Raw genomic sequence first — 19,289 nt, forward strand, 5'->3', positions numbered from 1 at the left:
GCGATCCGGAAAGGTTCCCAATGTTCACCCGAAGGTGATTGCATGAGGCGATGACGTCGACGACCACCGTGGATCACCAGCGTACCGACGGCAGCGCACTCCGCCTCACCTTCGCCGAACCCGACGGCGCGCTTCGTGGCGGCCTGGTGGTCCTGCACGAGGGCGAGGGAGTCACCGACGGCGTCCTGCTGCTGGTCAAAAGCCTCGCAGGCGAAGGATGGCTCACCGTGACGCCGCACATCGAGTCCGGCGAACAGCTCACCCAGCGCGATCTGCTCGACGCCACCGACCGCACCCTGGAATGGCTCACCGAACGCGGCGTCGAGGCCGACCTGCGCGGCGTCGTCGGCTTCGACCTCGGCGGCACGGCGGCGCTGCTCGTCGCCTCGCATCGCAAGTTCGGGGCGGCGGTGAGTGTCGGCGGCCAGGCGGTCACGGAACTGCCGAAGCTGCTGGAAATCGCCGGCCGCGTGACCAGCCCGTGGCTCGGCATGTACGGCGACGCTGGCGACGAGGCGGGCGAGGCCGAGGTGGAGCAGCTGCGGGAGGCCGCAGCGTCGGCGAAAGTCGCGACGAACGTCGTGCGCTATCCGGGCGCGAACCACCGCTTCGACGCCGATCCCGGCGCGGCGGAAGAGGCTTGGCAGCGCACTCTCGACTGGTTCGACGCGCACCTCCGCTGATCTCGGGCGGCACCCTTGACGGCGTGCCGCATGCCCGAATAACGTTCCGATCCGGAACGGAACGTTATAGCGAGAGGAACCACCCGTGAAAGCGGTGCTTGTCGAACCACAGCAGCGGCTCGTCCTTGGCGAAGCGCCGGACCCGGCTCCTGGGCCAGGACAGGCCGTGGTCGAGGTCGAGGCGGTCGGCGTGGGCTACTTCGACATCATGAATCTGCGAAACGGCGTCGATTCGGTGCCTGGCGTCGAGGTCGTCGGCCGGGTGCGGGACGGGCGCAGAGTGTTGGCGCTGGTCCTCTCCGGCGGCTATGCCGAGCAGGTGGTGACCGAGACGGATCAGCTGTTCCCCGTGCCCGAGCACCTCGATCCGGCGGACGCGGTCGCGCTCGGCGTGAACGCGATGGTCGCCGACGGCGCGGTGCATCGGGCCGCGGTGGCACCCGGCGAACGAGTGCTTGTCCGCGGCGCGAGCGGCGGGATTGGCGTGCTCGCGACCCAGATCGCCCACGCTCGCGGCGCGGAAGTCACGGCGGTGACCTCCTCGCCGGAGTACGGCGAACGGTTGCGAACCCTTGGCGCGGCGAAAATCGTCGACCGCACCCGGGAGCGTCCCGAGGAGACCTACGACGTCATCATCGACACCGCGGCTGGCCCGCAGGTCCGCGAGCACCTGGAACTGTTGCGCCCCAACGGTCGCTATGTCCTTTGTGGAGGTACAGCCGGAGTTCCGGAACCAGCGGCCTTCGAGCCGCTGATGCGCGATTTCCACCAATCGCCGACGCTGTTCGCCTTCAGTCTCACCTCGGTGTCGCCCGAAGAGCGCCGGAAGTCGTGGGATCGCGTCCTCAAGCTAGTCGCGGACGGACAGCTTTCCGCGGTGCGCGACCAAACCTTCCCGCTCAGCGAGGCCGCGGCCGCGCTCCAGCGCGTGGAGCAAGGGAAATCGTTCGGTAAGGTCGTGCTGCTCAACGAATAGCGGGAGAATCCATGGCGCGCCGACGGGACGAGCGGATCGACCACGCCGTGCTGGTCGCGGTGTGCGAACTGGTCCGGGAATCCGGCTATCCGGCGCTGACCATGGAGGCCATCGCCCAGCGCGCGGGCACCACGAAGCCCGCCATCCGCCGCCGGTGGAAGAGCCAGAAGCACCTGGTGGTCGCGGCGCTGGCGGAGGCGCGCATCGGGGTCGTGGAGATCGACACCGGGTGCACCTGCTGCGACCTCGTCGGCCACCTCGAAGCGCTCCGGACCGGGCTGGCCGACCCGTTGTTCGGGCGCGTCCTCCCGGCGCTGACCGCCGATCTGGCGGACGACCCGGAACTGCGGGAGGACTTCCTGACCACGTTCTGGGCCCCGCGCCGGGAGGCCTGCGTCGGGTCCCTGCGCAAAGCCGAGGAACGCGGCGACCTCCGCCCCGGCCACGACGTCGACCTGGTGCTGGACCTGTTCGCCGCGCCCGTCTTGTTCCGCGCGCTGTTCGGCCACCAGGAGCTGACGTCCGCCTTCATCGAGGACGTCGTCCGCGCGGTGCTGGCCGGTTTGGGCACGGCCGAAAACGGACTTTGCGCGCATCGTGGGGTTAGCATCGGCGAGTGACCGAGAACGCCGCTGTTCCCGAGGTGCTTTGGCGACCCGACCCGAACCGGGTCGCCGACACGAAGATCGAAGCCTTCCGCCAGTGGCTGCGCGAGCGGCGCGGCGTCGACCTGGCCGACTACGACGACCTGTGGCATTACTCGGTCGAGCAGGTGCCGGAGTTCTGGGCCGCGGTGGCGGAGTTTTTCGGTGTGCGCTGGCACGAGCAGCCGCGGGAAATTCTGTCCGGCACGATGCCGGACGCGAAATGGTTTGACGGCGGCACGCTCAACTACGCCGAACATTCGCTCAGTCCGGGCGTCGGCGGCGCGACGAAGGCCGACGACGAACTCGCGGTGATCTTCCACCGCGAGGACGGGCTCGCCGAGCAACTCACCTACGGCGATCTCCGCGCACACGTAGCCGCCGCGCGGGCCGCGTTGCGCGCTTTCGGCGTCGGCAAGGGAGATCGCGTCGTCGCGCTCGCGCCGAACTGCCCGCAGACGCTCATTGCCTTCCTCGCCACCGCCAGCCTCGGCGCGATCTGGGCGTCGTGTTCCCCGGACTTCGGAATCCGCGCCATCGCCGACCGGTTCACCCAGATCGAGCCGAAGGTGCTCGTCGCGGTGAACGGATACGCTTACAACGGCCGGAAATTCGACATCCGCGACACCGTTCAGCAGCTGCGGGAACAGATTCCGTCGCTGGAAGCCACCGTTTTGGTGCGCTACCTCGGCGACGCGACCCTTGACGGCACGATCGACTGGAACGCGATGCTCGCCGAACACGCGGGCGGCGAGCTGGCGTACGAGCCGGTGGACTTTGCGCATCCGTTGTGGGTGCTGTATTCCTCGGGCACGACCGGGCTGCCGAAGGGCATCGTGCAGGGCCACGGCGGCATCGTCGTCGAACATCTCAAGGCGCTGGGGCTGCAAACCGGGCTCGGACCGGGCGACCGGTTCTTCTGGTTCACCACCACCGGCTGGATGATGTGGAACTTCATCGCCTCCGGACTCGTCGTCGGAGCCACGATCGTGCTGTACGACGGCAGTCCCGGCCATCCGGACCTGGATGTGCTGTGGCAGCTGGCCGAACAGCACCGCGTCACCTACTTCGGCACGTCCCCGCCGTTCATCCAGAGCTGCCGCAAGGCGGGTCTCGCCCCTGCCAAGCGCTACGACCTCAGCGCGCTGCGGGTGGTCGGCGTGACCGGTTCGCCGTTGCCCGCCGAGGGCTTCCGCTGGATCGCCGACGCGATCGGCCGGGACGTGCAGATCTGCGCCGTTTCCGGGGGCACCGACCTGTGCGCGGGGATCGTCACCGCGGCCCCGGACGTGCCGGTGTGGCTCGGCGAAGTGTCCTGCCGCGCGCTGGGCGTGGCCGCGGCGGCGTTCGACGACCACGGCGAACCGGTGGTCGAGGAGGTCGGCGAGCTGGTGATCACCGAGCCGATGCCGTCGATGCCGGTGTCGTTCTGGAACGACCCGGACGGATCGCGGCTGCGCGAGGCGTACTTCGAGACGTATCCAGGGGTCTGGCGGCACGGCGACTGGGTCAAGATCACCCGCCGCGGCTCCGCGGTGGTCTACGGCCGCAGCGACGCGACGCTCAACCGCGGCGGCGTCCGGATGGGCACCGCCGAGTTCTACCGGGTCGCCGAAGGATTCGCCGAGGTCGCCGACTCGCTGGTCATCGACACGTCGGCGGCGGGCAACGACGACGGGCAGCTGCTGTGTTTTGTAGTACTCACGTCCGGTGCCACACTCGAGGAAATAGAGCCTGACCTGCGGAAAGAGCTTCGCAACGCACTGTCGCCACGACACGTACCCGATCGGTTCATCGTCGTTTCCGAGATTCCCCGTACGTTGAACGGTAAGAAGTGCGAAGTACCAGTGAAGCGAATTCTCTCCGGGGTCGCGCCGGAGAGGGCGGTGAGCCGGGACGCGCTGGCCAATCCGGCCGCGCTGGCCCCTTTTGTGGCGCTCGCCGCGGACTGAACGCGCCAGCGGGGGAAGTATGGCAGGGCCGTGCGTGTTGCACGCGTGGTGACGGGGACACGCGCGCAGCACACTTGGCAGGCGGCCGGCGTCACGTCGGTCGTCGCGATCACGTGGGTGACCAGGCTGGCCGGCCTGCTGACAGTCGTGTCCACGGTCGTGCCGGTGGGCCGCGACGTGCGCGGGCACGTGGCTCAATGGCTGGAACTGCCGAGCGAAGCGACCACCGCGGCCGCCGCCGTGGCGCTGGTCACCGGTGTGCTGCTGATCATGCTGGCGGCCGGTCTCCGGCGCCGCAAACGCCGCGCCTGGCAGCTGGCGGTCGGCTTCGCCGGGCTGTTGGCGTTGTCACATCTCGGACTTCGGCACGTGTTCGGCGCCGGCGTGGTGTCCGTGGTGCTGCTCGCCGGTCTGCTCAGCACGCGGCGGTACTTCATCGCCCGCCCGGACCCGACGGTCGGCCGCTGGCGCGCTCTGCGGGTGCTGCTGCAACTGGTGCTGGCCGGGTTCGTGCTCAACGTCGCGCTGCTGTCGGTCGCGCCCGCTCGGATGCTCGATCCGCTGAGCTTCGCGGACCGGCTGTCCCAGTCCGCGCTCGCGCTCACCGGCGTCAGCGGGCCCGCGGTGTTCCACGAGATGTGGTTCGAGGATCTGTCCGCGTCGATCGGGCTGCTCTTCAGCATCACCGGCGTGCTGGTGTCGGCGTATTTCCTGCTGCGCTCGGCCGAACCCGCGCCGGAGCTGACCGACGACGAACTGGCGCGCCTGCACGAGTTGCTGAAGCAGCACGGCGAGCGGGATTCGCTCGGCTACTTCGCGCTGCGCCGGGACAAGTTCGCCGTCTTCTCCAAGACCGGCAAGGCGGCCGTCACGTTCCGCGTGATCGCCGGGGTCGCGCTGACGTCGGCCGACCCGCTCGGCGACCACGAGGCCTGGCCCGGCGCGATCGAGGAGTACCTGGACATCTGCCAGCGCAACGCCTGGGTCCCGGCCGCGATGGGCGCGTCCGAGCTGGGCGCGACGGTGTGGGCGAGGTTCGGCCTGGAGGTGCTGGAAATCGGCGACGAGGCGGTCGTCGACACCAAGACGTTCACGCTGGAAGGCCGCGTGATGCGCGGCGTGCGGCAGGCGGCGTCGCGGACGAAGCGGGCTGGTTACAAGGTCCTGGTGCGCCGGGCCGAGGACTTGCGTCCTGGCGAGCTGTCCGAGCTGGTGCACCTGGCCGCCACGTGGCGCGGCACCGAGACCGAACGCGGATTCTCGATGGCGCTGGGCCGCATGGGCGACCACGGTTCGGTGATCGTCACCGCGGAACAGGGCGGCCGCGTACGAGGCGTGCTGCAGTTCGTGCCGTGGGGCGAACGAGGCCTGTCGCTGGATGTGATGCGCCGGGACCGGACCGTCGACAACGGCGTGAACGAGCTGATGATCTCGGAGCTGCTGCTGCACGCCCGCGAGAACGGCATCGACCACGTGTCGCTGAACTTCGCCGCCTTCCGCGCCCTGATGGAACAGGGCCAGCGCATCGGAGCCGGCCCGGTCGCGCGGCTTTCGGCGAAGGTCCTGCACTTCTTCTCGCGCTGGATCCAGATCGAGAGCCTCTACCGGTTCAACGCCAAGTTCCAGCCCCGGTGGGTCCCGCGCTACCTCGTGTACCCGGGCGTCGGGTCGCTGCCGAGGGTCGGCATCGCCACCTTCGAGGCCGAGGGCCTCGGCGGCCGTTCGCCCTGGTTACGCAGGGTGCTGCAGCGTTGAGGGGGTGCCTTCCGGAGGTGGTGGAGGGGTGTGTAACCTATCTGAGCAGTGGTCGTTAGGACCCAGGAGGCTTCGCCTAGTCTGGTCTATGGCGCCGCACTGCTAATGCGGTTGGGGGTAACCCCCCTCCCGGGTTCAAATCCCGGAGCCTCCGCTGGTGCCTGTTTCGGCAGGTGCTAGGTTAACAACTGAACACGCGCCCGTAGCTCAGCTGGATAGAGCATCTGACTACGGATCAGAAGGTCAGGGGTTCGAATCCCTTCGGGCGCACTGTCTGGTCGAGACAGTAAAGCAAGAAACCCCCTGGTGACAGGGGGTTTCTTGCTGTCCGGGGCCATGCCCGGATCTCCGGCGTGGTCAGCCGTTTGCCACTTTATTGCCAGTCTTGCCGAGAGGCAGCGAGCCGAGCGCATTCGCGGCGGCGCGCGATTTCTGCCCCCTGCCCATGTAGACGTCCTGCGTCATCGACGGGTGCGCGTGCCCGAGGATGTCGGCGATCTGGCGAGCGGTGAGACCCGCCTCGTCGAGCAGCGTGGCGACGGTCTTGCGGAGCGTCTTGAACGTGACCCGCTCGTACCCGGCGCGCCGGCGGAACGGCAGCTAGTGCCGGTTGGTCAGGTTCTGGAAGTTGAAGTACTCGCCGCGACTGTTGCAGTGGATCGGCTCAGTCGGCAAGCGGGATGCCGCGTTCGGCGTTGTCGGTCTTCTCGTCGTTCTTGATGGTGCCCTTGCCAGCGGCCATTGTGGACACTGTGAACGAACTGGGAGAGTTGGGCCTCGTAGAGGACGCGCGAGCAGAGATCCGTTCGTGTCCAACGGTTCCGCTGTTCAAGCTGTCTCTGATCAATGGTGCCGCGGTGTTCTTCAGGTACTACCCAGTGCACACGGTCACGTTGGACGCGTCTCCAACGGCTATCTGGGATCTCATGGGAAACACCATCCTCTTTCACCGCAGCGCTGATGCCAACGACGACACCATTGCCTCGTAGTACATCAAGCAGTCTCGGATGTGGTTTGACAGCATTCGGAACACCGTCCCAGGCGAGGTGAGCCAGTGAAGCCTGCCGAGATTATCGCGCGTTCGAGCCACGTCCTGTTGGGCTTCGACGGTCCAGTCTATGCCGTCTTCGGTGCAGTCACGGATCGCACCATTGCTGACCAGCTACGTCGTCAGGGAGCGGCATGTGGGCTCACCTTCTCGCCTGAGGTGCTGGAGACGAGTGATCCGTTCGAAGTCCTGAAGTTTGCGTTCAGCGTGGGCGGGGAGGCCGCCGTGAAGTTGGAGAGCTGTTTCAGGAGTGCGAGGTTGCTGCTGTCCAGACTGCTCCGGCTACGCCTGGGACTCCCGATCTCCTGCGGCGAACCGTGGCTAGCGGCGGAGCGGTCACCATCGTGAGCAACAACAGCACCACAGCAGCTTGCCGCTATCTTCTGCGCGTCGGGCTCGAAAGCCTTGTTCGCGGAATCTCAGCGCGCGATGATGCTCAGATTCACCATCTCAAGCCGTCGCCATACCTACTTCAGCGGGCTATCGCCGCCGACGGCGACCCTCCGGGCTCGTACGTCATGGTCGGCGACTCGATGCCAGACATCGAAGCAGCCCGTGCAGCGGGGACAGTCGTCATCGCCTTCGCGAACAAGCCCGGGAAGTACGGCCGTTTTGCGTCCCTTGCGCCGGATGTCATTATGACGTCCATGGCTGACCTCTGATCGATCATCGGCTCATGGTTCGAGCAGCACGAGTCCTTCGTACTCCACGAAGTCCGCGAAGTCCTTCACGTTCAGGGTTGCGAGCGGGATCTCGAACGCCAGGCAGCACGCTGCGATCCAGGTGTCGTTATACGGTCGGGGACGGCCGCGCCGCTGGGCATGAGCCGATATCTCACCCCACACGCGCGAGACCTTCGGGGTAGCCGGAAGGACCGGAAGCGATCGCATCCATTGTTCCAGCCGTTCCCGGCGAGGACGTGCCCACGAGCGCAGATGCATCCACTTGTTCAACTCAGCCAGCGTCACGAACGTGATCGCCGGGCGGGAGCCAGCGAGCCTGCCTGCAAGCCGCGGCGAAAGGTTTCGCTTGAACATGCCTGACGCGACATCCGTGTCGAGCACGATTTCCAAAGCCACTAAGCCAGGTTAGCCTTCCGCTCTGCGGCCACCCACTCTTGGAACTCGTGCAGCTCGTCGTCGGACTCGAAGATGCCCTCGCAAGCCCAGTCATCGACTGACCGGATCGGCTGCACATCCTTCTCAGCGAACAGCGCGTCCCGTAGAGCCGGACCATCCAGTCCCTCGTGCGCCGGCTGCTCCGCACTGCTGGCTGTCACGATTCATCTCCCTAGGGTTGGTCACGCCTTAGCGGTGCTCGTGCACCGAGCTGCACTGTTCACTAGGCAACACTGTTCACTAGTGACATCGTACCCCGACCAGGGTAAACCTGGCGGCGTTACCAAGGTGTGACCAACGGGAGCTCTCGTGTTCAGAGTTTCTTGCTTGTTCAAGGTGGCCCTCCGGGGCTGCGGGTAAAGAAGATGTCCTCGCCGGACGTGCAGGTTTCCGAGATGGCAGGCAGGGAGCATCGGTTGTGTCCGCGGGTGATCTGCCGCCGTCCCGACGATCCCCTAAGAGCTATCCACGCTGTGTCAAAGGGCGACTCGCAGAAGCACGCTCGGCCGGGGGTCCCTTGACGCAACGTAATCGGGCTACGCCGGGTCGACGAGATGGCCGAGAGGCCACTCAATTTCAGGTTGAGAAAGTAGCACTACGTGTTCAAGGAGGGGTGTTCTGTGACTTTCGGTAGCTGAAAGCACATGGATACGTCGAATCGCAAGCGGACCCTTAGGCGTGTCATGTGATTTAGGTCACATGCTCTGCCGTGTGATGTAACCAGAAAAATACAGATTTTGCCCAGGATTCTGCCTATAGTTTCTTCATGAGCCAAGGAAGGCGGTGACTCATGAAGATCGACACGAACGACCTCATCAGTGTAAGTGACGCAAACAAGCAGGGTGTCTCGAAGCTGGTGGCAGAGGCCAGCGAGGGCCGGGATCTCGTGCTGATCAAGAACAACAAGCCTGCCGCGGTGATCGTGGGCATTCACAAGATCGAGCGCCTGCAGCGCGTCGATGAGATCGAGGATGACATCAAGCTGATGACTCTCGCTCTCGTCAGAGCTGCGACCGACAGCGGTCGGCGCGTAACTCTTGAAGACGCTGCAGCCAAGTTTGGCATTGATCTTGATGAGCTTGACGACGACGAGGACGACGAGGACGACAGCAACGAGGGTCAAAGGGATTAACCGACATGGCTCGAGTGCTGCTACTGCCAGAGGCTGAAGACGACATCGCTGAGCTGGACAGGCCAACTCAAGTCCTCGTCTTCAAGGCGCTGAAGAAGCTGCAAACGAGTCCCGAGCAGCGCGGAGCCCCTCTGGGCTCATCGCTGACGACGTTCCGGAAGCTGTATGTAAACAACCGGCAGTACCGCGTTGTCTACAGAGTCGATGAGGATGGCACCGTGGCGGTTGTTTGGGTCGTGGCGTCACGGGTGGATGCTGCTTGTTACGACTTGGCCACAGCGAGGCTCGCGCTCTATGGAGGTGGGCAATCATCCGCCGCGCTACACAGCCTCGTTGAGCAGGTCTTCGGACCAGGTCAGCCCTAGTGCTCTTTGCCAGTAATCACTAAGGACAGGGGTTCGAATCCCTTCGGGCGCACTGTCTGGTCGAGACAGTAATCAACAGTCCGGAAGCTTTAGCTTCCGGACTGTTGTGCATTTACGCCTTCTTCAGCCGATCCAGCACCGCCCGGATCTGGGTTTGCCCGATCGCCGACAGTTCGTCCGTCTTCAGCGGCTCCTCGCCTCGCGCCCGGTGGACCGCCACCTGGATCTCCACCGAGACATTGCTGTCCTGCACCCCGACGATGTAGCTCGCGCCGGGCCCCGGCTCGGTGACCGCGGCCGCGCGCCAGTAGTTGCGGGTGCCGAGTCCGTTGATCGTGCCGGTGGTCCAGCCCGGTCGCGGGCCGGTGTTCCAGCGGTCGAACTCTGGTGGCTTGTCCGCGGAGGCGAATTCGGCCTCGACGCTGATTCCGGCCTCGTTCGTGGTGACGCTGTCCGTCGGGGAGATGCTGGTGTAGCGGAGGGTGCACGTCAGGCCGCCGCCGTAGCCGCCGTCTGGCTGGTTTTCCCGGTGGACTGGCGGGGTTGGGGTGGAGGACCACTTCGCCAGCGGTTTGGGGTCGAGCAGGTCGCAGGCGTTGGAGATCGCGCTCATCGAGTACTTGCCTGATGGCGCGACGGGCGAGGCGGTGGTGGACGGGGCTTGGCTCGGGGTCGGTTGGGGTTTGGCTTCGGACGAGGAGCCGCCGCTGACGGACAGGCCGATCGCGATTCCGGCGCCGAGGACCACGACCAGGCCGACCACTCCGGCCACGATCAGTCCGGTCTTGGGGCCGGGCGGTTTCGGGGAGGGTAGCCGTAGCCTGGGAACGGTTGTCCGGCAACGGGATTGTGGGGATCAGTCATTAGTTCCCTTTCAGCCCGTTCAGCGCCTTCCGCGCCTGTGCTTCGGCGATCGGCTGGACTTCCTCGCGGTGCACCTGGGCGACGTCCCGGCTGCGGCTGAAGTTGAGCCGGACGCGGACCGAGACGTCGCCGTCCAGTACACAGAGGACGTAGCGCGTGTTCGCGACCAGTTCGCCAAACACCTCGGAATGCCAGTAGCCCTGGGTGCCGATGCCGGTGATCTGGCCGGACGCCTTGCCTTCACCGGTTTTGGCGAGGTCGCCGCGTTTCCAGCTCTCGTAGGAGGACGGTGCGGTTCCCTCGGTGAAGCGGGCGTCCAGGATGACTTCGGCGGAGTCCAGGGTATTTCCGCTGGTGTAGCGGATCTCGCAGCTCAGGCTGCCGGGGCTGGTCTTGCTCGGGCGGATTTCCTCGTGCTTGGGCTCGCCCTTCGGCGTGGGTGACCACTTCCGCAGCGGGGTGGGATCGACGAGATCGCAGGCATTGCCGACGTTGTTCATCGAGTACCGGGGCGCGGCGGCTGGCTCCGGCGGACGCTCGGCGGGTTGCCCGGCCACGACACCGACGGCGATCCCGGTGCCCAGCACGACCACCAGCGCGGCGATTCCGCCCACGATCCAGCCGGTACGGCGGGGTTTGGCGGGCGGTGGGTATCCGTAACCTGGTGGCGCGTTGAAGGGGCCCGGAACACGCCCGTTGCCGGATTCGGTCATCCCCAGCCAGCCCTCCACCCAGGTGAACCGGGCACCGTGACCTGGTTCCGCCCGACTATATCTATCCGCTTCCGTCGAGGCGAGACACTGAAACAGCCCGAATGCAACGCTGTCGGAGCGTCCGGGGACATGGGGTTGTGGCGACAGTTGCGGATCAAGGGCGGGGGTGGGGGATGGCGGACGCCTCGGATCCTCCCGGTGGCGACCAGGAGCTGTGGGCGCGTGCCGCGAAGGGAGACGTCGCGGCGTTCGGGCAGTTGTTCGACCGCCACGCCGGCGCGGTGTGGAACTACGCCTACCGGCTGACGGGTTCCTGGGCCACCGCGGAGGATCTGGCCTCGCTGACCTTCCTCACCGCGTGGCGGCGGCTCGGCGAGGTGACTCTGGTGAACGACAGCGCCCGGCCGTGGCTGTACACCGTGACCGCCAACCTGGCTCGTCGGGAACAGCGTCGCCTCGGTCGTTTCGCAGCTGTGCTGACGCGGCTGCCGCGCAACAACGTCGTACGCGATCATGCCGAGGACGTTGCTGGTCAGATTGACGCCGACCGGCGGTTGAAGGCGGTGCTGGACGCGGTCGCCAAGCTCCCGCGTGCGGAGCGGCGGGCGGTTGAGCTGTGCTTGCTGGGCGAGTTGTCCACTGCGGAGGCTTCGGCGGTTCTCGGGATCGCCGAACCGAGCGTGCGGGCGCGGATCTCGCGGGCACGCAGCCGGTTGCGGGGACTGTTGCGGGACAGCGACGTGCTGACCTCGGAGGAGCAGTGATGGACGACTTCAGCCTGCCGCCCGAGCGGCCGATGCCGGACATTCTCAAGGAATCGATGTGGCACCGGCTGGTGCCGCAGCTGCACGGACGGCGCCGTCGGAGGCGAGGCCGTCCGTTCGTGGTCGCCGGGGCGGTCGGTGCGTTCGCGTTGAGCGCGGTGCTGGTGTTCGCGACGACGACGTACGACGCGAGTCCGGAGATGACGGTGATTCCGGCCGGAGCCGCGCCGAGCCCGTTGGACGGGCAACGGCTCAAGGACTGTCTCGCCAGCGTCCGTGACATGGGACTCGAACCGCCCGATCCGCGAGCGTGGCGGCCCGCGATCAGGGTGGACGAAACGCCTTCGCACTCGGGGTACCTCGTCATCCGCACCAGCGAGGCGGCGGGGCTCTGCCTTCTGCCCTCGAGTACGAGCATTTTCGTCCCTGGCAAAAGCGCGCAGCTCGCGGAATACAACCAAGCCACCTTGGCCGGAAAGCAGGACGGCTACCCCAGTCTCAGCCCGGCGCACCCCGTGCAGGACATCGGCGGCGGTGGCAACGTCCGGCTGGGGATCGCCCGTGCCGACGTGGCCGCGGTGTTCTTGATCGGGCCGGACGGCGCGCTGTTCCCCGCCGCGCTGCGGGACGGCACGTACGCCGTTGAAATCCCCGACAACGTCCGGGTGGACAACTCGCTCCGGGTGAAAGTGGTCTTGGAAGACGGAAGCAGCATGGAAGTGCCGTCTAAATAGTATTTCTTGGGGGACTTGAATTATGACGACTGGTTTGACGATGCCGAAAACAGGTCGTGCGCGGCCGGTTTCCCGGCGTTATCGGCTGGATTGGCTGCTGGTCGGCGTGGTGGCCGCTTCGATCGTGCTGTTTCTCGTGGTGCGAAGACATCTGATCGACGACACGTACATCACGTTGAGCTATGCGCGGAATCTGGCCTTCCACGGAAATTGGGGACTGCTGGCGGACGGCACGGCGAACACCGCGACCTCGCCGTTGAACGTGCTTTCCCTTGCGGCGTTGACCTTCGTGGTGCGAGACGCGGTGCTCGCGGCTGGCGTGCTGTATGTGGTCTGCCAGGTATTGCTGGTGCTCGCGCTGCGCAGGCTCGGTGCCGCTGCCGGATTGCCCCGGTGGTTTCCGGCGCTCACGATCGCCGCGGTGACGGTGAATCCGCTGCTGATTTCTTCGATCGGACTAGAGGTCGAACTCGGTGCGGCGGCGGTGGCCTGGCTGCTGGTCTTTTCGGTCGAACGGAATCCTTTCGCATTCGGCCTTGCCGCGGGTGCGGTCATTGTGGTCCGGGTTGATCTGCTGATCTTCGTGGTGATGATTTTCCTCGCCCGCCAACGGTTCTGGGTCCAAGGCTGGCGAAGCGTGCAGGGCGCGGCGCTGGTGGCGGTGCCGTGGTTCGCGTTCAGCTGGGTAGTCCTCGGCGCGGCGGTTCCGGACACCTTGGTCATCAAGACTTTGCAGGGAGCGCAACGGGCTTGGGGACAGTGGGAGTTCGGCAACGGGATCGAGTTGTACTGGCAGCACATGCCGGAACAGGTCGTGCTGGCGTTCTTGCCAGTGGCGCTGGCGCTTCCGGCCGGGCTGGTCCTCGTGCTGCGCGGTCCCGCGGCCCGGCGAAAACTGCTCCCATTCGCAGTGCTCGCCATGGCCGGTGCGGGGTACAGCCTGGCATATGTTTCGCTGAAAGTGCCGCCGTACCACTGGTATTACGGTCCCGGCATCGTCGCGGCGACGGTTTTCGTCTGCGCGGTAGCGGCCGGTTCCGTCCGCCGGATCGAGCGGGTGACGGGGATGGCGATCGTCGTGGTTTTGGTCGGGGCCAGCGTTGTCGGTTATGCCGCGGCTGGGCTGCCGCGTGATTTCGCGCCGTTCACGTCGAACTACACGTCGAGCGCGCAGTACGCCGAGATCGGCCGCGAAGTAGGACGGCTGGCGGGCGGCAGAACGGTGGCCAGCGACGGGGAAATCGGCGTGCTGGCCTACACCTGCGACTGCGCGGTCATCGACGTGTTCTCCGACCGGGGCCGGATGCCCGAGGCGATCGCCGAACTGGAAAGCCGGAAGGGCCGCCTGTCGCGCGGGTTGCTCCGGGTAAACTTCGCGTTCTTCGACTACGACCTGCGCCCGCGCGAGCTTGACCTCGCGTTGCGCCGGGTGTGGGGTCCGCCGCCGCCGGATTACCTTGCGCACTGGAGTATTTCCGCGCCGCTGTACGGGCGTGCGGAGCTGTACCTGGTGAACGCGAGGCTAAACTCCGGCCATGGCTGACGCGAATCCCGTACGTGGTGAACGGCTCGACGGGGCCGCCCAGGAAGCCGCTGCGGTGCGGGGCGAGGTTTTCGACCTCGACTGGCCGGAGCCGCACCGGAAATGGGTCGCGACAGTCGACGACACTCCGGCCGGCGGGGTCTACTGGCTGGGACATCGGACGGACGAGGGCGACCGGGCAGCGTACGGAGTGGACTTCACCGCGCCGCTGACGGTCGCGCAGTTGCATCGGCTGCCGATCTGGCAGCTGCCGCAGCCAGCGGCGATACCCCCGGACCTCCAACAGTTCCTCGCCTGAGACACCTGTCGTTCACCTGCGCTGCTTAAGGTCGGCCGCATGTTGCGGGACGTGCGGGAGTACATCGATCGGCTGGAGATCGACGGGCATTCGGTCGGCGAGGATCACGATGACGATCCCGTGCTGATCGACGCGTTCGGCAAGGCGGTCGACACCTGGCGGGAGAACTATCCGTACGCCGAGCGCATGCCGCGCGAGGAGTACGACGAGACCAAGTACCTGCTGCAGGTCGAGTTGCTGAAGCTGCAGAACTCGATCAGCGAGACCGGCAGCCGGCACGTCATTCTCTTTGAGGGCCGCGACGCCGCGGGCAAGGGCGGCACCATCAAGCGGTTCATGGAACACCTCAACCCGCGGCACGCGAGGACCGTCGCGCTGGCCAAGCCCAGTGACCGGGAAATGCATCAGTGGTATTTCCAGCGCTACGTCCAGCATTTGCCGACCGCGGGCGAGATGGTGTTGTTCGACCGGTCCTGGTACAACCGGGCCGGGGTTGAGCAGGTGATGGGGTTTTGCTCGCCGGACCAGTATGAGCAGTTTATGCGTCAAGTGCCGCTGTTCGAGGAAATGCTGGTGGAGAGCGGGATTACGGTCACGAAGTTCTGGTTTTCGGTGACTCAGGCCGAACAGCGCACCCGCTTCATCATCCGGCAGGTCGACCCGGTGCGGCAATGGAAACTGTCCCCGATGGACCTGCAGTCGCTCGACAAATGGGACGACTACACCGCGGCCAAGGAGGCGATGTTCCTCCGCACGGACAACGATCTCGCGCCGTGGATCACGATCAAGAGCAACGACAAGAAACGTGCCCGGATCAACGCGATGCGTTACTTCCTGTCCCGCTTCGACTATGAGGGCAAAGACGCGACAGTGGTCGGGGAGCCGGATCCGTTGATCGTGAAACGCGGGCGGGACGCGGTCGGCGACTGAGTCAGTCCAGTACGTCGGGTTCCTCCTCGACGATCAGGTCCTCCAGGAGCCGGAAGTTGTTGCGGGCCATGTTCGCGCTGCCGAATTGCCGGGCGGCGAGGGTGGCTTCTTCGGCGGTCATCACGCGCGGGGTGCCGGCGGCTTCGGCGAGGAGTTGCATTTGGCAGGCGCGTTCCATCGTGATGAACCACCACGCCGCCTCGGCGACGCTGCGTCCGACGGTCAGTAATCCGTGGTGGCGAAGGATTGCCGCACGTTTCGACCCGAGCCGGGCGGCGATGCGGACGCCCTCGTCGCGTTCCAGGACCAGGCCTTTGTACTCGTCGAAAAGCACGTGATTTTCGTAGAACGCACAGGATTCCTGGATGATCGGGTCCAGCAGCCGGTTCAACGCTGACCAGGCGCGGCCGTGGATCGTGTGTGCGTGCGCGACGGCGACGACGTCCTCGCGTGCCTCGTGAATGGTCGAGTGGATGGCGAAGGCGGCCTTGTTCGTGCGCCGTGTTCCTTCGACCACTTTTCCGTTCTCGTCAAGGAGAAGCAGGTCGCTGACCTTGATCCGGGAGAAGTGCACCGCGTACGGGTTGACCCAGAACCGGTTCGGGAACTCCGGGTCGCGCGCGGTGAGGTGCCCGGCGATGCCCTCGTCGAAGCCGTACCTGGCGAACAGGCGGAAGGCGACGGCGAGCTGGCGTTTGCGCTGCGCGCGTTCGGCGGCGACGGAATCCAGCTGCTCAGGAAGGGTGTCGAGGTCGAGTTCGGCTACCGGGGCGTCGGTCATCAGCATCTCCCAATGTTGCCTGTCTGGCAAACAGGGTGCCTCTGAGGCACGTCGGGAGTCAAGCGATCACGACGAGGACTTCCGCGTCCGGCGCGCCGCGCAGGGTGTGTTCGGTGGTGCCGGGGAACTGCGCGGAGTCGCCAGGCGCAAGCAAGTGGGTTTCCCCGGCCAAGGTCAGTTCGAGCTGGCCGCTGACGACGTGCAGCCACTCTTCGCCGCGGTGCCGGGTCGGACGCGGCGGGACGGATTTGTCGCGCAGCGTCACCAAGGTCGCCTCAACCGAAGACGACGGCGGCGACAGATGGGTCAAGGACGCGCCGCGAGTGCCGTACGTGACGGCGTCCTCGCGCTTCACGATCGGCGAGCTGCGTTCTCCGGAACCGGCGAGGTCGGCGACGCTGACGTCCAGCACTCGGGCAAGAACGACGAGTGTGCCGAGGCTGGGCACCCGCTGGCCGCTCTCGACCCGCGACAGGTAGCCAGGCGTGATGTCCGCGGCGGCGGCGACCTTGTCCAAGGTCAGCCCGCGTTCCAGGCGAAGCTCGCGCAGACGTCGCGCGATCCGCTGCTCGGCTTCTTCTGCCTCCCGGCTCATCCCCACACTGTAAGCGGGCTCAGCCGGCGAGGAACTCCAACCGGTTGCCGACCGGGTCGAAGGTGTGGAACCGCCGCCGTCCCGGGATTTCCGCGGGATCGGCCCAGGTCACTGACCCGCCGGCGGCCTCGATCGCGGCGGCGACGGTGTCCACGTCGACCACGAACGCCGGATGCGCCTTGAGCGCTGGCCGGAAATCCGCCTCGACGCCGACATGCAGTTCACCGTCCGGGCCGCCAAGGCCGGGGACGCGGAACCAGCATCCGCCGCGTGCCGCCAGCAGCGGCGGTTTCGGCAGTTCCGGCCAGCCGAGCACGCCGGTGTAGAACGCGCGTTCGTCGTCCTCCGCGCCCGCTGGGCAGGCGACCTGCACGTGATGGATCATGCCCCGAACCTACGCCAGCTCAGCGGGTTTCGGCTCCGGGAAAGCGTAGAACCGCACCGCCAGCTGACGTCCGTCGTCCGGGCCGGAGTCCCGCGCGGCGTAGCGGTGCACCAGTTCCAGATACTCCGCTTCGAACTCCTTCAAGTCCTTGTAGCTCAACCGCATGCCCGCGCGGCTCCCGGCGGTCCAGCCGTCGAAGGTGTCGCGTCGCTCGGCGGCCCAGGCCATCAACCGGACCTCTCGGTCGTACTTCGCGTCCAGGTAGGCGGCCAGCACGGGCCGGTCGGCCTCGGGGAAGTCCTCTGGCTTCGCTTCGTTCGTGCTCTGCGGGACGGAGTGCCAGCGGCCGTCGCGGTGGCGTCGCGTGTAGCCAGCGTGGGTGAGGGTCAGCAGCGCGGCAGGGACGTCGACCGTCGGGACCTGCGCGCGCAGTTCGGCCGAAGTGGCGGGCATGAGCCGGAGTAACCGCTGGTAGTTCGGGTTTGTGTGTACCGCGATGTCGCGCATGGTCAACGGCCGCGGCCGCGCTTTGCCCGCGAGCAGGGCACGGGCGCGCAGCAGCAGGAACACGGCGATCGGCACCTCCGCGAGCAGCGCGGTGCCGAGGCTGGCCCACTGGTCGGGGCCGCCCCAGTCGAGGACGACGTCGAACCACGCGTCGCAGCACAGCAGCGCGGCCGTCGCGGCCAGCATCGGCACCGAGGCGCGGCTGCGGCGGATCCCGAGCAGCACGGACGCGGCGAAACACAGCAGCAGGACGATGTCGAAACCGACCCAGGCGACCCGCCATTGGCTCGTGTCGAAGTGCTCGGGCAGGGTCAGCCCGAGGTAGACGGTCCACGGCACCAGGAAAACCGCGATACCGGCGAGGATGGCGAGAAGCACGCGTCGGAACACTCGATCGACGCTAGCCGCGCCGGTACCGGGGAACATCCGGGAAGATCCCGGAGATCGACCCCGAGAATCTGTCTACTGTGGACGGTCGGCGGCGAGGGCCTGCCAGTGGTCGGCCTCGGCGGTCGCGCCGCGGGCGCGCAGCATCCGGGTCAGGCTCAGCATCCCCTGCACGTCGCCGGTCTCGGCGGCGACCCGGAAGCAGCGTTCGGCCTGTGCCAGGTCGGCGCGAGCTTCGGCGAGATGCCCCAGGTTGGTGAGCGCGGGGATGCTGCCGTGCTCGGCGGCCTTGCGATACCAAGCCGCGGCCTCGCCGTCGTCGCGGCGGTTGCGGGCGAGGACGCCGAGGTTGGTCATCGCCGCCGCGTCGCCCGCCTCAGCGGCTTCGAGGTACCAGTTCTCCGCCTCTTCGAGGTCACCCCGGCGATGCAGCAACAGCCCCAGCCGCACCTTCGCCTCGACATTCCCGCCCTTCGCGCCGCGACGGAACCACCGCTCGGCGTCGCCCTCCCGGTCGGCCCGTTCCGCTTGGCGGCCCAGCAGGCAGGTCGCGGAGAGTTCGCCCGCGTCCACCGCGGCTCGCCACCAGTGCGCCATCTCGTCTTGCGCGCCGAGTTCTCGCAGGACAACGCCGAGGTCCAGCATCGCCGCCGGGTTGCCGTCCTCGGCGGCGTGGCGGCACCAGCCCTCCGCGTCGGCGTACCGGCCGTCTTCGACGAGCAGGTGGCCGAGCAGCCCGGCCGCTTCCGTCGCGCCGGCCTCGAACGCGGCGGCATACCAGTGTTCGGCCTCATTGAGATGACCCTGGTTTTCGCAGGTGCGGGCGTATCCGAGCATCCCGTGCGGCTCGCCGGCCTGCGCGGCTTCGTGGTACCAGCGGGCGGCCTCGTCGTCGGCACCGCGCTCGGCGAGCAGGTGGGCGAGCGCGGTCATCGCGACCCGGTCACCGCCGGCCGCGGCCCGGCGATACCACTCCTCGGCCTCCGCCGAATCGCCGCGTTCGCGCAGGTCAGCAGCGACGCGCGTCATCGCGACGATGTTGCCGCCCTCCGCCGCCTTCCGGCGCAGGTAGTCGTCGACGCGCGTGTTCCACTTCCGCAGCCGCCCGGGCATTC

Annotated in this window: 24 protein-coding genes and 2 tRNA genes; 16 read left to right on the forward strand and 10 right to left on the reverse strand. The window is 66.8% G+C overall.

Annotation, left to right across the window (positions count from 1 at the left end; genetic code table 11):
• Positions 1-50: 50 nt before the first annotated feature.
• The 7 genes from RPX00_RS14850 (at position 51) to RPX00_RS14880 (ending at position 6,280) form a co-directional block, all read left to right on the forward strand.
• Complete coding sequence (locus tag RPX00_RS14850) at positions 51-683, forward strand: dienelactone hydrolase family protein (protein ID WP_406640114.1); 633 nt, start codon at positions 51-53, stop codon at positions 681-683.
• An 85-nt stretch (positions 684-768) separates the two neighbouring features.
• Positions 769-1,659: a zinc-binding alcohol dehydrogenase family protein gene (locus tag RPX00_RS14855; protein WP_406640115.1), complete on the forward strand. Its 891-nt coding sequence runs from the start codon at positions 769-771 to the stop codon at positions 1,657-1,659.
• An 11-nt stretch (positions 1,660-1,670) separates the two neighbouring features.
• Entirely contained in the window at positions 1,671-2,279 is a 609-nt protein-coding gene (locus tag RPX00_RS14860; RefSeq protein ID WP_406640116.1) for a TetR/AcrR family transcriptional regulator, read from the forward strand.
• On the forward strand, positions 2,276-4,255 hold the full coding sequence (locus RPX00_RS14865; RefSeq protein ID WP_406640117.1) for an acetoacetate--CoA ligase: 1,980 nt from the start codon (positions 2,276-2,278) through the stop codon (positions 4,253-4,255). Before RPX00_RS14860 ends, RPX00_RS14865 begins: the two co-directional genes overlap by 4 nt.
• Positions 4,256-4,300: 45 nt before the next feature.
• A complete protein-coding gene (locus RPX00_RS14870) occupies positions 4,301-6,010 on the forward strand; it encodes a phosphatidylglycerol lysyltransferase domain-containing protein (protein WP_406642917.1) in 1,710 nt (569 codons plus the stop codon).
• A 65-nt stretch (positions 6,011-6,075) separates the two neighbouring features.
• A tRNA-Ser gene (locus RPX00_RS14875) sits at positions 6,076-6,164 on the forward strand.
• A gap of 42 nt (positions 6,165-6,206) precedes the next feature.
• Positions 6,207-6,280, forward strand: a tRNA-Arg gene (locus tag RPX00_RS14880).
• 87 nt (positions 6,281-6,367) lie between these two features.
• On the opposite strand, the gene RPX00_RS14885 is transcribed toward RPX00_RS14880, so the two are convergent.
• Positions 6,368-6,610 carry a tyrosine-type recombinase/integrase gene (locus RPX00_RS14885; RefSeq protein WP_406642920.1) on the reverse strand — a complete coding sequence of 81 codons (243 nt, stop codon included), beginning with the start codon at positions 6,608-6,610 and terminating at the stop codon, positions 6,368-6,370.
• Positions 6,611-6,762: 152 nt separating this feature from the next.
• Here RPX00_RS14885 and RPX00_RS14890 point away from each other — a divergent pair, with 152 nt between their 5' ends.
• Together RPX00_RS14890 and RPX00_RS14895 are read left to right on the forward strand one after the other, a co-directional pair.
• Entirely contained in the window at positions 6,763-6,999 is a 237-nt protein-coding gene (locus RPX00_RS14890) for a hypothetical protein (RefSeq protein ID WP_406640118.1), read from the forward strand.
• Positions 7,000-7,297: 298 nt separating this feature from the next.
• Complete coding sequence (locus tag RPX00_RS14895) at positions 7,298-7,720, forward strand: HAD family hydrolase (RefSeq protein WP_406642922.1); 423 nt, start codon at positions 7,298-7,300, stop codon at positions 7,718-7,720.
• 12 nt (positions 7,721-7,732) lie between these two features.
• Here RPX00_RS14895 and RPX00_RS14900 read toward each other — a convergent pair whose 3' ends face one another.
• Positions 7,733-8,122 carry a type II toxin-antitoxin system VapC family toxin gene (locus RPX00_RS14900; protein WP_406642924.1) on the reverse strand — a complete coding sequence of 130 codons (390 nt, stop codon included), beginning with the start codon at positions 8,120-8,122 and terminating at the stop codon, positions 7,733-7,735.
• A 14-nt stretch (positions 8,123-8,136) separates the two neighbouring features.
• Positions 8,137-8,337 (reverse strand): hypothetical protein, encoded by a 201-nt coding sequence (locus RPX00_RS14905; RefSeq protein WP_406640120.1) that lies wholly within the window; start codon positions 8,335-8,337, stop codon positions 8,137-8,139.
• Between the two features lie 629 nt (positions 8,338-8,966).
• On the opposite strand from RPX00_RS14905, the gene RPX00_RS14910 reads away from it, so the two are divergent.
• Positions 8,967-9,308 carry a type II toxin-antitoxin system prevent-host-death family antitoxin gene (locus RPX00_RS14910; RefSeq protein WP_406640121.1) on the forward strand — a complete coding sequence of 114 codons (342 nt, stop codon included), beginning with the start codon at positions 8,967-8,969 and terminating at the stop codon, positions 9,306-9,308.
• A gap of 5 nt (positions 9,309-9,313) precedes the next feature.
• On the forward strand, positions 9,314-9,673 hold the full coding sequence (locus RPX00_RS14915; protein ID WP_406640122.1) for a type II toxin-antitoxin system RelE family toxin: 360 nt from the start codon (positions 9,314-9,316) through the stop codon (positions 9,671-9,673).
• Positions 9,674-9,785: 112 nt separating this feature from the next.
• Here RPX00_RS14915 and RPX00_RS14920 read toward each other — a convergent pair whose 3' ends face one another.
• Both RPX00_RS14920 and RPX00_RS14925 read right to left on the reverse strand, forming a co-directional pair.
• Entirely contained in the window at positions 9,786-10,445 is a 660-nt protein-coding gene (locus RPX00_RS14920; protein WP_406640123.1) for a hypothetical protein, read from the reverse strand.
• Between the two features lie 91 nt (positions 10,446-10,536).
• Positions 10,537-11,151: a hypothetical protein gene (locus RPX00_RS14925; protein WP_406640124.1), complete on the reverse strand. Its 615-nt coding sequence runs from the start codon at positions 11,149-11,151 to the stop codon at positions 10,537-10,539.
• A gap of 272 nt (positions 11,152-11,423) precedes the next feature.
• Between RPX00_RS14925 and RPX00_RS14930 the strand changes: the two genes are divergently transcribed.
• From RPX00_RS14930 to ppk2, 5 genes are read left to right on the forward strand one after another with little or no spacing between them, the layout of a single operon-like run.
• The gene (locus tag RPX00_RS14930) at positions 11,424-12,014 is read left to right on the forward strand and encodes an RNA polymerase sigma factor (RefSeq protein WP_406640125.1); all 591 of its coding nucleotides are present in this window, start codon (positions 11,424-11,426) and stop codon (positions 12,012-12,014) included.
• The gene (locus RPX00_RS14935) at positions 12,014-12,748 is read left to right on the forward strand and encodes a hypothetical protein (RefSeq protein ID WP_406640126.1); all 735 of its coding nucleotides are present in this window, start codon (positions 12,014-12,016) and stop codon (positions 12,746-12,748) included. The genes RPX00_RS14930 and RPX00_RS14935 overlap by 1 nt, the downstream gene beginning before the upstream one ends.
• A gap of 22 nt (positions 12,749-12,770) precedes the next feature.
• On the forward strand, positions 12,771-14,291 hold the full coding sequence (locus tag RPX00_RS14940) for a hypothetical protein (RefSeq protein ID WP_406640127.1): 1,521 nt from the start codon (positions 12,771-12,773) through the stop codon (positions 14,289-14,291).
• A complete protein-coding gene (locus RPX00_RS14945) occupies positions 14,284-14,589 on the forward strand; it encodes a hypothetical protein (protein WP_406640128.1) in 306 nt (101 codons plus the stop codon). The genes RPX00_RS14940 and RPX00_RS14945 overlap by 8 nt, the downstream gene beginning before the upstream one ends.
• Positions 14,590-14,628: 39 nt before the next feature.
• Positions 14,629-15,519, forward strand: coding sequence for a polyphosphate kinase 2 (gene ppk2, locus RPX00_RS14950; protein ID WP_406640129.1), 891 nt, complete (start codon positions 14,629-14,631; stop codon positions 15,517-15,519).
• A 1-nt stretch (position 15,520) separates the two neighbouring features.
• Here ppk2 and RPX00_RS14955 read toward each other — a convergent pair whose 3' ends face one another.
• The 5 genes from RPX00_RS14955 to RPX00_RS14975 all read right to left on the reverse strand — a co-directional run bounded on the left by RPX00_RS14955 (position 15,521) and on the right by RPX00_RS14975 (position 19,287).
• Positions 15,521-16,300 (reverse strand): class II aldolase/adducin family protein, encoded by a 780-nt coding sequence (locus RPX00_RS14955; RefSeq protein ID WP_406640130.1) that lies wholly within the window; start codon positions 16,298-16,300, stop codon positions 15,521-15,523.
• A 58-nt stretch (positions 16,301-16,358) separates the two neighbouring features.
• Positions 16,359-16,895: a helix-turn-helix domain-containing protein gene (locus RPX00_RS14960; protein WP_406640131.1), complete on the reverse strand. Its 537-nt coding sequence runs from the start codon at positions 16,893-16,895 to the stop codon at positions 16,359-16,361.
• Positions 16,896-16,914: 19 nt separating this feature from the next.
• Entirely contained in the window at positions 16,915-17,280 is a 366-nt protein-coding gene (locus tag RPX00_RS14965) for a glyoxalase (protein WP_406640132.1), read from the reverse strand.
• Between the two features lie 9 nt (positions 17,281-17,289).
• Entirely contained in the window at positions 17,290-18,177 is an 888-nt protein-coding gene (locus RPX00_RS14970; protein ID WP_406640133.1) for a hypothetical protein, read from the reverse strand.
• 72 nt (positions 18,178-18,249) lie between these two features.
• Positions 18,250-19,287, reverse strand: a complete 1,038-nt coding sequence (locus RPX00_RS14975) for a tetratricopeptide repeat protein (RefSeq protein ID WP_406640134.1) — start codon at positions 19,285-19,287, stop codon at positions 18,250-18,252.
• Between the last annotated feature and the right edge of the window lie 2 nt (positions 19,288-19,289).

Source organism: Amycolatopsis sp. WGS_07, assembly GCF_045278895.1.
In the GTDB taxonomy this organism is placed as follows: domain Bacteria; phylum Actinomycetota; class Actinomycetes; order Mycobacteriales; family Pseudonocardiaceae; genus Amycolatopsis.